Here is a 13,682-nt window from a genome sequence, read left to right as displayed (position 1 = left end):
GAACTAGAGGTCGGCGAGGACGTCCCTGGCCCGGTCCAGATAGGCCTGGCGCTTCTCGTCGCTCATCCGGTCCCAGTTGCGATAGACCGGGCCCAGCCGCGGATTGCCGCGCAGGGTCTCGGCATTGCGGTCGAGGAAGTCCCAGTAGAGCGAGTTGAAGGGGCAGCTGTCCGGCCCGGTCTTGTCCTTCACCTTGTAGCGGCAGTCGCCACAATAATCGGACATGCGGTCGATATAGGCGCCGCTCGCGGCATAGGGTTTGGAGCCCAGCAGGCCGCCATCGGCAAATTGCGACATGCCGACCGTATTCGGTGCCTCGACCCATTCGAAGGCGTCGATATAGACCGCCAGATACCATTCATGCAGGGCATGTGGATCAATGCCGGCGATCAGCGCGAAGGTGCCGGTCACCATCAGGCGCTGAATGTGGTGGGCATAGGCTTCGCGGCGGGTCTGACCGATCGCATCGGCGAGGCAGGCCATGTCGGTCTTTCCGGTCCAGTAGAAGTCGGGCAGGGGGCGTGAGGCACCCAGTGCATTGCGGCGGACATAGTCCGGCCCCTCATGCCAGTAGATCCCGCGCACATATTCGCGCCAGCCGATGATCTGGCGGATATAGCCCTCGGCCGAGTTGAGCGGCACATCGCCGGCCTGCCATGCCGCCTCGACCCGGCGGCAGACCTCGAGCGGGTCGAGCAGGCCGATATTCATGTAGGCCGACAGCAGGGAGTGATAGAGAAAGGCCTCGCCCTTGAGCATGGCGTCCTGATAGGTGCCGAAGTCGGCGAGGGCGTGCTCGATGAAGTGATCGAGGGCGTCCTCCGCCTGAGCGGCGGTCACGGCGAAGTGGAAGGGCTCGATATCCCCGAACCCGTCCGCAAACCGGTTTGCGACAAGGTCGAGCACGTCCCGGGTGATGGCATCGGGCTCGACCCGGAAGGGGCGCGGCATGAACAGGTTGCCGGCGGCCGGCTTGCGGTTCTCGGCGTCGTAATTCCATTGCCCGCCGGCCGGCTTGTCGCCTTCCATCAGAAGGCCGGTCTCTCGCCGCATCTCACGGTAGAAATACTCCATCCGGAACTGCTTGCGACCCTCGGCCCAGCGCTCGAACCGCTCGTGCGAGCACAGGAAGCGATCATCCTCGATCAGGGTCACCGGCAGGTTGAAGCGGTCCTGCCAGGTCTCGAACGCCTGCTTGAGGCGCCATTCGCCAGGCTCGGTCACGATCAGGCGCTCATAGGCCCCGGCCTTAAGGGCCCGGGCGACCCCATCGGCGAAGTCGGTGCACGGCTCGTCCTGGTCCAGCCGGTGATAGATCACGCGCCGACCCTGCGCTTCCAGTTCGGCGGCGAAATGGCGCATGGCGGAGAAGATGAGGGCGATCTTCTTGCGGTGATGCCAGACATATTCGGTCTCGCTGATCGCCTCGACCATCAGGATGTCGGCATCGCCCGGCGAAGTCTGGCGCAAGCTGGGCAGGTGCGGCGACAGCTGGTCACCGAGTACAAGCACAAGGTCGGTCACAGTATGTCCCATCATCCGATTGCCTCACGCATACGTAGCCCATGCCGGAACAGACCAGTCTTCATGACAGGAGAGCGGACATGGATACATCGCGACTGGCGGTGATAATCGGCGGCCGGGGCGGCATCGGCGCTGCGCTCGGCGAGGCGCTGCTCAGCCACCCCGATTATGACCGCGTGATCAGCCTGTCCCGCCGTTCGACACCGGCTATCGACATGGCCGATCCGGAGTCGATTGCCATCGCTGCCGGGTGGCTGTCCGACCAGCCGGGCGAGGTTCGCCTGGTCATCGACGCGACCGGCTTCCTCCATGATGACACGTTCAGCCCGGAGCGCAGCCTGCGCGACCTCGATCCCGAGCACATGAAAAAAGCATTTGCGATCAATGCGATCGGGCCGGCTCTTCTGATGAAACATGTCTTGCCGCTGCTGCCTCGCGAGGGTCGGTCCGTCTTTGCAACGCTGTCAGCGCGCGTTGGCTCGATCGAGGATAACCGGCTCGGCGGATGGCACAGCTACCGGGCTTCCAAGTCGGCCCTGAACCAGTTTGTGCGCGGCGCTGCCATCGAGCTGGGCCGCAAGCGCAAGTCGGCAGTCTGCGTCGCCCTGCATCCCGGTACGGTCGATACGCCGCTCTCGCAGCCTTTTGCAAAATCAGGGCTGGATGTGCGCCCGGCCCCGCAGGCAGCGGCGGAGATCATGGCGGTGATTGACGGTCTGACCCCGGCGCAAACCGGCGGCTTCTTCGACCACAAGGGCGAGCCGATCCCGTTCTGAGCCCGGCCGATGGCGGGGGGCGCGCAGGCCGCCTGATTTGGGAATGTCGGGAGAAAGGCTGGAGGCACCGCCCGGAATCGAACCGGGGTACACGGATTTGCAATCCGCTGCGTCACCACTCCGCCACGGTGCCAAGCCTTGTGAGCCGGGAGCTATAGCGCTCTCGCGCGGCGCGAGCAATCCGGCTTTCTCAGCTTCAATACAGGTCGCTTGTGCGACGCACAGCGGGGCAATTCGACGCGCACGCAGTGTCATGCTTGCCGCGCTGCGCGATGCCGGGATATATCAGCGCCAAACCGTAACCGGACAGGGCCCAGTCAGGGAGAGCCTCGTGAGCGAATTCGAAACGGCGCGCAAGCAGATGGTGGACAGCCAGATTCGGCCGTCCGATGTCACCGATCGGCGTCTGATCGCTGCCTTTCTCGATATTCCGAGACATATCTTCGTGCCGCGCGCACGACGCGCCTCGGCCTATTCCGACTCGCAGGTCCCGGTCGGTGATGCCCGCGTCCTGATGCGCCCCCGTGACTTCGCCAAGCTGGTTCATGCGGCTGATATCCAGCCCGACGAACTCGTTCTCGATATTGCCTGCGCGCGCGGTTACTCCTCGGCGATCCTGGCCCGCATGGCCGGAACGGTGGTTGGCCTCGAATCAGACGAGGACAGCCTGTCACGGGCCTCCGGTCTGCTCGCCGATATCGGTGCGGACAATGCGGTCGTGATCGAAGGGGATCTCGCTGCCGGTGTCGCCAAACAGGGCCCGTTCGACGTGATTTTCGTCAATGGCGCGGTGGATGCCGTTCCGCAGGCCTGGTTCGACCAGCTCGCCGATGGCGGCCGTCTCGTCGCGGTGGTTCGTCACGGGCCGATCGGCAAGGCGACGGTCTTCACGCGCTCGGCTGCAGGCATTGGCGAGCGGGTTGTGTTCGACGCCCATGTGGCGCCGCTGCCCGGCTTCCAGGCCGAGGCCGGCTTCGTCCTCTGACATTTTTTGCACCCGGCGGGACGGGATCGGCGCTGTTCTCGCGTTACAGGACAGGCAGGCCGGTGTATCCGGGTTTCGCATGACCGTTCGGGTCATCAGATTGTCACTGTGAACGCTGTTCACTTTTTGGGTTGGCGTGCCTATATGCACACGTGCTATTGGCGTGGTGCATAGGCATTTTCGCTCCGGTTGTACTGGATCGGATGGCGTAACGCGCTAGTGTAAGGCGGACGCGCGGGCTCCTGGCCTGTCGCTGCAAGAGGGGTTCGTAATGTCGCGACTGAAGAACATGGCGCTGGCACTGGCTGCAAGCGCGTCGGTGCTGGTCCTGGCGGGGGCCGGTCAGGCCCAGACGCTCGAAGAGACGCTGGCGCTCGCCTATAATTCCAACCCGACGCTGCAGGCCGAGCGGGCGCGACTGCGCGCGACTGACGAAGGCCGTGTCCAGGCCGAGGCCGGTCGCTTGCCGACCGTTTCGGCGTCGGCCTCGATTTCGCGCTCGCACAGCGAAGGCGAAAGCTTCTCGCAGATCAATAATGCCACCAACAGTTTCGAAGCCGACGCGACGCCGAAGAATTACGGTCTCTCGGCCAGCCAGCCCATCTATCGCGGCGGCCGCATCGACGGTGCGATCGATCAGGCGACCGCCATTGTCATGGCCGGGCGCGAGACGCTGCGGGCGACCGAACAAGCGGTTCTGGTGGACGCCGTGACCGCCTTCATGGATGTGCGCCGCGACGGCAATGTGGTCGAGATCCGCCAGAACAATGTCGAAGTGCTGGCCCAGCAGTTGCGCGCGGCCCAGGACCGCTTTGAAGTCGGTGAGATCACCCGCACCGATGTCTCCCAGGCCGAGGCGCGCCTGTCGCTGGCACAGACCCAGCTGGCCTCCGCCCAGGCCCAGCTGGCCGCCAGCCGCGCGGCCTATGAGCGCGTGACCGGTCAGCCTGCCGCCTCGCTCAGCGAGCCGCCGGCCTTGCCGCCGCTGCCGGACAATCTGGCCGATGCAGCCGAGTTCGCCTTCGACAACAGCCCGCAATTGCTGGCCGCCCGTTATGGCGAAGAAGCGGCCCAACATGCCATCCGCATCGCCCGCGGTGCCCTGCGTCCGGAAGTCTCGCTGACCGCCTCGGCCTCGTCGGCCCGCGACTCAAGCTTCTCCGGTGACGTGCGTGACAGCGCCTCGATTGTCGGCCAGGTCTCGATGCCGATTTTCACCGGTGGCCTCAACCGCTCGCGCGTGCGCTCGGCCGTGGCCCAGGAAGAGCAGGCGCGTTACCAGGTCCGCGAGGCCCGTCGCCAGGTCACCGAAGCGGTGACCAATGCCTGGTATTCCTATGTCGCATCGCTGGCCGTGATCGAGTCGAGCCGCCAGGCGGTTCGCGCCAACGAGATCGCGCTCGACGGGGTGCAGCAGGAAGCCTTCGTCGGCATCCGCACCACGCTGGACGTGCTCAATGCCGAGCAGGAATTGCTCGAATCCCGTCTGACATTCGTGACGGCCGAACGTGACAGCTTTGTCGCGGGCTATCGTCTCTTGCAGGCGATGGGTCTGGCCTCGGCCGAAAGTCTGGGATTGGACGTGGAAATCTATGACGCGGCTGCGGGTGAATCGCGCGAATCGCGTTTCCCTAACCTTGACTTAACGCCTTGGAATTAGGGTTTTCGCAGAGTCGCGGGCTGGACAGGCGAGTTTCGGCCCGGTTTATTCGCGTGGTACGGGAATCCGCGTGACGCAGGGAACTGCCACGCCGGACCAAAACAAGGACTTGGGCGCTCATGGCCGATGCCGCTGAAAACGAACCGTCGATGGAGGAAATCCTCTCCTCGATCCGCCGCATCATCAATGAAGACGATGATGATGCGCCTGCGGAAGCCGAGGCGGCTCCCGTCGATGACGGTCCCAAAAGCCAGGACGATGTCGACGCGCTGTTCGACGAGCCGATGGCGGATGTCGACGCAGGCGGTGACGATGTTCTCGAGCTGACCGAGCGCGTTGACGCTTCCGATGAGGGCACCGAGCCGCTCGCGGTCGATGATGACCTGATGATCGTTGATCGCGAGGATGAGATCGACGACGAGCCGTTCATGGCCGACCCCGAGCCGGAACCGGAAATCGATTTCGACGCGCTGGCTGATGAAGCCGCGGACGGCATCATGAGCGAGCCGGCGGCTGCCGCTGCGATGGGCTCCTTCCATACGCTGGCCGAGAATATCCGCATTTCCGACGAGGAAGGCCGCACGCTGGAAGGCGTTGTCCGGGCCCTGCTGCGTCCGATGCTGAAGGAGTGGCTCGACTCGAACCTGCCTTCGATCGTCGACGAGAAGGTCCAGGCCGAGATCGACCGGGTCGCCCGCCGCCGCCGCTAGGCTGCGACGACCGGATCAACAGACAAGGGCGCGTCCGCCGGGCGCGCCTTTTTCTTTGGTGCCCACCCCGTCTTCCCGCGCCCGGCGAACTCGGCCACGATGACGCCAGAAAACCGGGCCGGAAAACTGGGCCAAAAAGAGAGCCGAAAAGCGGGCCGAAAAACGGGGAGGATGACCATGACCATCACAAAGACCGACAGGATGATGCGGCCCTGGCAGGCCATCTATGACCAGCTCGGCATCCAGCCGCTGGCCTTCGATGATCGGCCGATGGCGGTTCATATCGCGCGACACGCGGCCGAGCGCGGCGACCGGCCGGCGCTGCAGTATTTCGATCGCCTGATCGATTTCTCGACCTATGACCGGCTCGCCAGTCAGCTTGCCAACACGTTGACTGCGCTTGGGGTTTCGCGTGGCGACGTGGTCGGCCTTCATATGCCGAATATCCCGCAATATCCGATCGCGCTGGCGGCCATCAGCCGCCTGGGTGCGATCGGAACCGGCCTCTCGCCGCTGCTGTCGCCGCCCGAGCTGGCCGACCAGATCGCCGATAGCGGCGCCCGCACCGTGATTGCCCTCGGCGATCTTCTGCCCGCCTATGCCGCCCTTGGGCCGGCGCTTGGGGACAGCCTCGACACGATTGTCGCAACCGGCGCCGCCGAGCTGCTCGGTCTGCCGCCGGCCGAGCTCGCGGCCTTGGACAGTATTCCGGTTCAGCGCTGGCAGGATGTCATGGACGGGCAGGCGGAGACCTGCGCCCAGGCCGAGGTCGGGCCGGATGATGTCTTCATGATCCAGTATACCGGAGGCACGACGGGCAAGCCCAAGGGGGCCGAGCTGACCGTTCGCAATCTGATGCATAATGTGGCGCAATACACGGCTGCCGATCCGATCGAGATCGGCCGCGAGGTGACCACCAGCGCCTTTCCCTTCTTCCACGTGGCCGGCCTGTCGCAATGCTTGTTCGGGGCCGAGGCCGGGGGCTGTCTGGCCGTGGTGACGGACCCGCGCAACACGGCCCAGATCTGTGCCCTGATGACCGCGATGCCACCAACCCGGATCGCGGCGGTTCCAGCGCTTTATGACATGCTTCTGGCCGATCCGGCCTTTGCAGCCTGCGATTTTTCAGGCCTCAAGACGGCCGTGACCGGTGCCGCGCCGATCACGACCGCAACCAGCGACGCGCTGGACGCGACGATCGGCGCGGGCAAGCTGGTCGATGTGTTTGGCATGACCGAGACCAGCCCGTGCTACCTCTTCCATCCGCGACAGGCCCGCCGCCCGGGAGCGGTGGGAATCCCGGTACCCGGCGCCGATGTCCGCATTGTCGATGTCGAGACCGGGACGCAGACCCTGCCCGCCGGCGAGCCGGGAGAGATTATCTGCGCCGGTCCGCAGGTGATGAAGGGCTATCTCGGCCTGCCCGAAGAGACGGCCCACGCCTTGCGCCGCATCGACGGCGAGCGCTGGATGTTCTCCGGTGATGTCGGTTACATGGACGAGGACGGCTATGTCTTCCTGTGCGACCGGGCCAAGGACATGCTCGTGGTCGGCGGCTACAAGGTGTTCTCGGTCGAGGTCGAGGACAAGCTGGCCGCCCTCGATTCGATTGCCGCGAGTGCCGTAGTCGGCGCGCCGGATACGGCCCGTCCGGGCAATGATGTGGTCCATCTCTTTGTGCAGCCGGCCGAGCCGGACGCCGATCCCGAGGTCATGAAGCGGGACATTCTCGCCTTCTGCCGGGCCAATATGGCGCCTTACAAGGTGCCGCGGGACATTCACCTGATCGCGGCAATCCCGCTCACGCCGGTCGGCAAGATCGACAAGAAACTGTTGCGGGCCAGGCTGACCGGGCAGAGCTGACGGCGCGCGAGGCCTTACAGGTTCTGCGCGTTGAGCAGGGCCCGGTATTCGCGAACCTTGGCGACATAGCGAACCGGTTCGTGACCGCGGGCATAGCCGTAGCGCAGCGTGGTATAATATTGCGGGTCCGACAGCAGGGGCAGGGTTTCCGCGAGATCGTCCCAGCTGTCCTTGTTGCGGCCGAGACGTTCGGCCAGACGGCGGGCGTTATACATGTGGCCCATGCCGACATTATAGGCAGCGAGGGCGAACCAGAGCCGGTCGTCGCCGGTGACGCTGGCCGGGACCCGTTCGTAGAGCTCGTCCAGATAGGCGGCGCCGCCATGAATGCTCTGGTGCGGGTCGGTTCGATCCTCGATGCCAACCCGCTCGGCGGTGGACAGGGTCAGCATCATCAGGCCGCGCACGCCTGTGGCGCTGACGGCATCGGGATCCCAGTGGGATTCCTGGTAGGCCTGCGCCGCCAGCAATTCCCACTCGAAGGGCAGGTCCTCGGCCACGCGCTCGAACACGGGGCGGTATTGCGGCAGGCGGTCGTCGACACGGCGGACGAAGCGGGCGATGTCGACATAGTCATAATCCCCGAACTGCCCGAACCAGGTCTCATCCAGTGTTTCCAGCAAGCCGCTGGTGTGGGCCTCTGCAAACCAGGCCGTCAGGGCTGTGCCCAGACCGTCGACACGTGCATCATAGGGCCAGGCGAGCGATTGCTCGTCGGTCAGGTCCTGGGCGACCACCAGCTCGGGATGCCGGCGCCGGGCAAAGTCGGCGAGATGGGAGTCGGACACCGTGCAATCGGCACGGCCCTCATCGACCATGTCGAGCAGGGGCATCGCCGAGCCGCCCGGGCGTGCGCGCCAGGTCAGTCCCGGGATGTCGGCCTGCAGGCCGCGCAGGGTCTCCTCGTAACTGGACCCTTCAAGTACAACGATGTCGATTCCGGCCAGGCCGGCGCGCCGTGTCGGTCGGACGCCGTCGCGGCGGCAGATGAGTTGTTCCGTCACGGATTTGTAGACGGGGGCGAAGTCGAGATCGGCCGAGCGCTCGCTGGTCTGGGTCAGCCCGGCTGCGGCGATGTGGCCGTCGCCGGCGGCGAGGGCGTCCAGCAGGTCGGGAATGGAGCGGACCGGCTCGAAGCGGGCCGTGACGCCGAGGCTGTCGGCAAAGGCCCGGGCCAGATCGACTTCATAGCCGGTCGGCCCGTCTTCGCCGGCCTGGTAGCTGGTCGGACCCTCCAGGGTCAGCACGACCAGCTCGCCGCGCTCGCGGATCAGCGCCAGTGTATCGGGTTGGCTTGGGCCTTCGGGTGGTCCACCGCAGCTGGCGAGAACAGTCAGACCGAGGGAGAGGGCAAGGGCCGGTTTGAGTCGGCGGCCGATTCGGCGAAGCAAATCTGTCATCTACCCAAGTTAGGGGCTGTGTCTGTGGAATTCAAATTGGCAATTATGACTCGTGATCGGTTTTTGTTCCGTTTTGTTAACCATAAATGTTCCGCTTGTGTTCCCGGAACAAAATTGGTACATCAGCATCTGGTTGCCCGCACCTGAGGGGCATGAAATAAGGGATGAAGGCTATGAGCAAGGGCGCGATTCGACTCGTGAAGAATGAAAAGAACAGCGACAAGGAAAAGGCGATCGAGGCGGCACTGAGCCAGATCGACAAGGCCTTCGGCAAGGGTTCGGTCATGAAGCTGGGCCAGAAGCCGGCCATGGAGATCGAAACGATTTCCACGGGCTCGCTCGGCCTCGACATCGCGCTGGGCATTGGCGGGCTTCCCAAGGGCCGGATCATCGAGATCTACGGTCCGGAGAGCTCGGGCAAGACCACACTGGCCCTGCACACGGTCGCCGAAGCCCAGAAGACCGGCGGCGTGGCCGCTTTCGTCGACGCCGAGCACGCGCTCGACCCGATCTATGCCGGCAAGCTGGGCGTGGATGTCGGCGAGCTTCTGGTGTCGCAGCCGGATACCGGTGAGCAGGCTCTTGAGATCGCTGACACGCTGGTCCGTTCCGGGGCCGTGGACATCCTGGTCATCGACTCGGTCGCGGCCCTGACGCCGCGCGCCGAGCTGGAAGGCGAGATGGGCGACAGCCTGCCGGGCCTGCAGGCTCGCCTGATGAGCCAGGCGCTGCGCAAGCTGACCGGTTCGATCTCCAAGTCGAAATGCCTGGTCATCTTCATCAACCAGATCCGCATGAAAATCGGCGTGATGTTCGGCTCTCCCGAGACCACGACCGGCGGCAATGCGCTGAAATTCTACTCCTCGGTCCGTCTCGATATCCGCCGGATCGGTTCTATCAAGAATCGCGATGAGGTGATCGGCAACCAGACCCGCGTCAAGGTGGTGAAGAACAAGGTGGCTCCGCCCTTCCGCGAGGTCGAGTTCGACATCCTCTATGGCGAGGGGATTTCCAAGATGGGCGAGCTGATTGATCTCGGGGTCAAGGGCGAGGTGATCGAGAAGTCCGGGTCCTGGTACTCCTATAACTCGGAGCGGATCGGGCAAGGCCGCGAGAATGCGCGCCAGTTCATGCTGGATAATCCCGATATCGCTGGCGAAATCGAAGCCAAGGTGCGCGCCAATGCGGGCCTGATTGCCGACAAGATCCTGACCGGTCCGGATGCCGTGGAAGACGACGCGGCCGCCGGCTGAGTTGGGCGCGGCTGTTGCGGGGACTCTGGCAGGCGGTCGGCTTGATCGCCCGGGTCGGAGCGCCTCGCAGCACCTCTCCGGCCTGCTGTGGCCTGCCGTCAACATCGCCAACCCGCTGCGGCTACCGCCGGGACCCTCCAGCCGGCGGCGGGCCTGTCCAGAACGGCCTTGCCGGGTGGTCAGAAGCGAGTCGGTGCCGGGGCACGCGGCCTCAACGCCACGGTGAGGCGACAATCGCAGCTTGATTATGAACGGGTGCTTGGCTAGGCCGGGCACCCGTTTCTATATGTCACTCAACAGAAACCGGTTTGTGTCCGCAGATCCTGCGGAGACGCGACACTCCAGCCGACGGGATCGGACATCATGGCCAGCCTGCGCGACATCCGTGCGACTTTCCTCGACTATTTCGCCAGACACGACCACGAGGTGGTGCAATCGGCGCCGCTGGTGCCGCAGGACGATCCGACCCTGCTGTTCGTGAACGCCGGCATGGTCCCGTTCAAGAACGCCTTCACCGGTCAGGAAAAGCGAGCCCTGCCGCGCGCGACCTCGTCGCAGAAATGTGTGCGTGCCGGTGGCAAGCACAATGACCTCGACAATGTCGGCTACACGGCCCGCCACCACACTTTTTTCGAGATGCTGGGCAATTTCTCCTTCGGCGACTACTTCAAGGAAGAGGCGATCGCCCACGCCTGGCAGCTGGTCACCCGCGAATTCGAACTGCCCGCCGACAAGCTCCTGGTCACGGTCTATTCCGAGGACGAGGAAGCGCGCGCCCTGTGGCGCAAGATTGCCGGTCTTTCCGATGACCGCATCATCGGCATCTCCACCTCGGACAATTTCTGGTCAATGGGCGATACCGGCCCCTGCGGTCCGTGTTCGGAAATCTTCTTCGATCACGGCCCGTCGATCCCGGGCGGACCGCCCGGTTCGCCGGACGAGGATGGCGATCGTTTCATCGAGATCTGGAACCTCGTCTTCATGCAGTTCGAGCAGCTCGGCCCGGACGAGCGCATCAACCTGCCCAAGCCGTCGATCGATACCGGCATGGGGCTGGAGCGCATCTCCGCCATCCTGCAGGGCAAGCACAACAACTACGAGACCGACCTGTTCCGCAATCTGATCGCGGCGGGTGAGGCGGTGCTCGGTGTGAAGGCCGAGGGGGCGGCGCTGGCCAGCCACCGGGTGATCGCCGACCACCTCCGTTCGACCTGTTTCCTGATGGCCGATGGGGTCAGCCCCTCCAATGAGGGCCGCGGCTATGTGCTGCGCCGGATCATGCGGCGGGCCATGCGCCATGCCCATATCCTCGGTGCCCATGAGCCGGTGATGTGGAAGCTGGTCTCGGCCCTGCAGGCCGAGATGGGCGAGGCCTATCCCGAGCTCGGCCGTGCCCAGGCCCTGCTGGAGGATTCGCTGAAGGTCGAGGAGGAGCGCTTCCAGCGTACGCTCGGCCGCGGTCTGACCCTGCTTGAAGAGGCAACCGCCGGCATGTCCAAGGGCGATGCCCTTGCGGGTGAGACGGCGTTCAAGCTTTATGACACTTTCGGTTTCCCGCTCGACCTCACCCAGGACGCCCTGCGCGCCAAGGGCATGACGGTCGACGAGGCCGGGTTCGAGACGGCGATGGACAAGCAGCGCGCTGATGCGCGGGCCAGCAAGTTCTCCTCCGGTGATGCCGCTCCGGATGCGGTCTGGTTCTCGGTCCGCGACAAGGCGGGTGCGACGGCCTTTACCGGCTATGCCGGAGCCGGTGGCGAGGGCCGCCTGGTGGCGATCGTCTCGGGTGGGCAGGAAACCAAGGCGCTTGGCGCCGGCCAACGCGCCGAGCTCGTTTTCGACCAGACACCGTTTTACGGCGAGAGTGGCGGCCAGTGCGGCGATACCGGTGAAATCCGTTTCACCGACGGGGCCGTCTTCATCGTAGAGGACACCCAGAAGCGTGGCGGTGACATGCACACCCATATCGGTGTGCTGACCAAGGGCGAGATCACCCTTGGCGACAGCGCGACGCTGGATGCCGATGCGCCGCGCCGTGCCGCCATTCGCGCCAACCACTCGGCCACACACCTCGTGCATGCCGCCCTGCGCGACGTGCTCGGCGGGCATGTGACCCAGAAGGGCTCGCATGTCGGTCCCGACCGTCTGCGCTTCGACTTCTCGCACAACAAGTCGGTGACAGCGGTCGAGATCACGGCGATCGAGGCCCAGGTCAATGCGGTGATCCGCCAGAACAGCCCGGTCTCGACCCGCGAGATGACACCGGACGCTGCCATCGAGGCGGGCGCGCTGGCCCTGTTTGGCGAGAAATATGGCGACAAGGTCCGCGTTCTCACCATGGGCGAGGCGCTCGGCGACCATGACAAGCCGTATTCGGTCGAGCTGTGCGGCGGCACTCATGTCGCGCGTACCGGCGATATCGCCCTGTTCAAGATCGTCGCCGAGACCGCCGTCTCCTCCGGCATCCGCCGTATCGAGGCGATGACCGCGGAGGGCGCCCGCCTCTACATGGAAGAGCAGATGGGCTTCGGCCGTGCCGCGGCCGATGCGCTGAAGATCCCGACCGCTGACCTGGCAACCCGTGTCTCGTCCCTGATGGAGGAGCGCAAGAAGCTGGAACGCCAGCTCGCCGAGGCGAAGAAGCAGCTCGCCATGGGCGGAGGCGCTTCGGGCGCACCGGCGGGTCCGGAGACGATCAATGGCGTCAACTTCATTGGCCGGGTGGTCGAAGGGGTCGGCGGCAAGGATTTGCGCGGCCTGATCGACGAGGCCAAGGCCCAGATGGGCTCCGGCGTAGCGGCCTTCATCGGCGTCAATGACGGAAAGGCCGCGCTGGCGGTCGGTGTTACCGATGATCTCAAGGACCGCTTCGGCGCGGTCGATCTGGTCAAGGCCGGGGCCGGTGCTGTCGGCGGCAAGGGCGGCGGCGGCCGACCGGACTTCGCCCAGGCCGGTGGTCCGGACGGATCGAAGGCCGACGCCGGTCTCGCGGCGATCCGTGACGTGCTGGCCGGCTGATGGCGCGGTCCTCGCGGCTCGATATCCAGCTGGTTGGTGACAAGTCGGCAGCGCGGGCGATAGCCGCGGCGCGCGCCGATTTCAACGCCGCGCTCGAAGCCCGGGCCCTGAAGGCAATCGCCGCCCATCTGGCCGAGGATGCCGTTCTGGTGCCGGGCGATGAGGCCCAGCTGATTACCGGGCGCGATGCGCAGCTGGAGGCCTGGGCCTCGATCTTCAGCCAGATGCCGGATGTCAGCTATGTCCGCACCCCGGCCCGGATCGAGGTCTGCGAGGACAGCCATCTGGCTGCCGAGACCGGTCGCTGGAAGGGCGCCTGGTCCAGCGAGGGTCTGGCGATCCGCTATTCCGGCCGGTATTTCGCCAAGTGGCGCAGCGTCGACGGCGTCTGGCAGATCGAGGCCGAAACCTTCGTCACACTGAAGCGGGCGGGCGGGGCATTCGGCTGAGGCCTGTCCCCTGACACATCGGACGCCTGTTCCCGCGCGCGGCG

The 13,682-nt window shown here is 65.1% G+C and carries 10 protein-coding genes and 1 tRNA gene; 8 read left to right on the top strand and 3 right to left on the bottom strand.

Going from position 1 to position 13,682, the window contains the following annotated elements; translation table 11 throughout:
- Positions 1–3 precede the first annotated feature (3 nt).
- Entirely contained in the window at positions 4–1,539 is a 1,536-nt protein-coding gene (locus AAA969_RS08210; RefSeq protein ID WP_338245492.1) for a cryptochrome/photolyase family protein, read from the bottom strand.
- 65 nt (positions 1,540–1,604) lie between these two features.
- Between AAA969_RS08210 and AAA969_RS08205 the strand changes: the two genes are divergently transcribed.
- Positions 1,605–2,300: an SDR family oxidoreductase gene (locus AAA969_RS08205; RefSeq protein WP_338245491.1), complete on the top strand. Its 696-nt coding sequence runs from the start codon at positions 1,605–1,607 to the stop codon at positions 2,298–2,300.
- Between the two features lie 59 nt (positions 2,301–2,359).
- On the opposite strand, the gene AAA969_RS08200 is transcribed toward AAA969_RS08205, so the two are convergent.
- Positions 2,360–2,433: transfer RNA gene (locus tag AAA969_RS08200), tRNA-Cys, on the bottom strand.
- Between the two features lie 198 nt (positions 2,434–2,631).
- Here AAA969_RS08200 and AAA969_RS08195 point away from each other — a divergent pair.
- The 4 genes from AAA969_RS08195 (at position 2,632) to AAA969_RS08180 (ending at position 7,518) form a co-directional block, all read left to right on the top strand.
- Positions 2,632–3,285, top strand: a complete 654-nt coding sequence (locus tag AAA969_RS08195; RefSeq protein ID WP_338245488.1) for a protein-L-isoaspartate O-methyltransferase — start codon at positions 2,632–2,634, stop codon at positions 3,283–3,285.
- A gap of 271 nt (positions 3,286–3,556) precedes the next feature.
- Positions 3,557–4,945, top strand: a complete 1,389-nt coding sequence (locus AAA969_RS08190) for a TolC family outer membrane protein (RefSeq protein WP_338245487.1) — start codon at positions 3,557–3,559, stop codon at positions 4,943–4,945.
- 119 nt (positions 4,946–5,064) lie between these two features.
- Positions 5,065–5,655 carry a DUF2497 domain-containing protein gene (locus tag AAA969_RS08185; protein ID WP_338245483.1) on the top strand — a complete coding sequence of 197 codons (591 nt, stop codon included), beginning with the start codon at positions 5,065–5,067 and terminating at the stop codon, positions 5,653–5,655.
- A gap of 177 nt (positions 5,656–5,832) precedes the next feature.
- Positions 5,833–7,518: a class I adenylate-forming enzyme family protein gene (locus AAA969_RS08180; RefSeq protein WP_338245481.1), complete on the top strand. Its 1,686-nt coding sequence runs from the start codon at positions 5,833–5,835 to the stop codon at positions 7,516–7,518.
- Positions 7,519–7,532: 14 nt separating this feature from the next.
- Here the strand turns inward: AAA969_RS08180 and mltF are convergent, their stop codons facing one another.
- A complete protein-coding gene (gene mltF, locus AAA969_RS08175) occupies positions 7,533–8,918 on the bottom strand; it encodes a membrane-bound lytic murein transglycosylase MltF (protein WP_338245479.1) in 1,386 nt (461 codons plus the stop codon).
- A 173-nt stretch (positions 8,919–9,091) separates the two neighbouring features.
- Here mltF and recA point away from each other — a divergent pair, with 173 nt between their 5' ends.
- The 3 genes from recA (at position 9,092) to AAA969_RS08160 (ending at position 13,638) form a co-directional block, all read left to right on the top strand.
- Positions 9,092–10,171, top strand: coding sequence for a recombinase RecA (gene recA, locus AAA969_RS08170; protein ID WP_338245477.1), 1,080 nt, complete (start codon positions 9,092–9,094; stop codon positions 10,169–10,171).
- A 363-nt stretch (positions 10,172–10,534) separates the two neighbouring features.
- Positions 10,535–13,189: an alanine--tRNA ligase gene (gene alaS, locus AAA969_RS08165; protein ID WP_338245475.1), complete on the top strand. Its 2,655-nt coding sequence runs from the start codon at positions 10,535–10,537 to the stop codon at positions 13,187–13,189.
- A complete protein-coding gene (locus AAA969_RS08160) occupies positions 13,189–13,638 on the top strand; it encodes a YybH family protein (protein WP_338245473.1) in 450 nt (149 codons plus the stop codon). Before alaS ends, AAA969_RS08160 begins: the two co-directional genes overlap by 1 nt.
- Positions 13,639–13,682: the final 44 nt, after the last annotated feature.

Origin of the sequence: Maricaulis maris (assembly GCF_036322705.1) — a bacterium.
Taxonomy (GTDB): domain Bacteria; phylum Pseudomonadota; class Alphaproteobacteria; order Caulobacterales; family Maricaulaceae; genus Maricaulis; species Maricaulis maris_B.
This window is presented reverse-complemented; position numbering and strand designations above follow the sequence as displayed.

Coding starts and splice junctions, on each gene's coding strand:
- AAA969_RS08210 (WP_338245492.1), bottom strand. CDS start 1,539: ATGATGGGACATACTGTGACCGACCTTGTGCTTGTACTCGGTGACCAG.
- AAA969_RS08205 (WP_338245491.1), top strand. CDS start 1,605: ATGGATACATCGCGACTGGCGGTGATAATCGGCGGCCGGGGCGGCATC.
- AAA969_RS08190 (WP_338245487.1), top strand. CDS start 3,557: ATGTCGCGACTGAAGAACATGGCGCTGGCACTGGCTGCAAGCGCGTCG.
- AAA969_RS08185 (WP_338245483.1), top strand. CDS start 5,065: ATGGCCGATGCCGCTGAAAACGAACCGTCGATGGAGGAAATCCTCTCC.
- AAA969_RS08180 (WP_338245481.1), top strand. CDS start 5,833: ATGACCATCACAAAGACCGACAGGATGATGCGGCCCTGGCAGGCCATC.
- mltF (WP_338245479.1), bottom strand. CDS start 8,918: ATGACAGATTTGCTTCGCCGAATCGGCCGCCGACTCAAACCGGCCCTT.
- recA (WP_338245477.1), top strand. CDS start 9,092: ATGAGCAAGGGCGCGATTCGACTCGTGAAGAATGAAAAGAACAGCGAC.
- alaS (WP_338245475.1), top strand. CDS start 10,535: ATGGCCAGCCTGCGCGACATCCGTGCGACTTTCCTCGACTATTTCGCC.
- AAA969_RS08160 (WP_338245473.1), top strand. CDS start 13,189: ATGGCGCGGTCCTCGCGGCTCGATATCCAGCTGGTTGGTGACAAGTCG.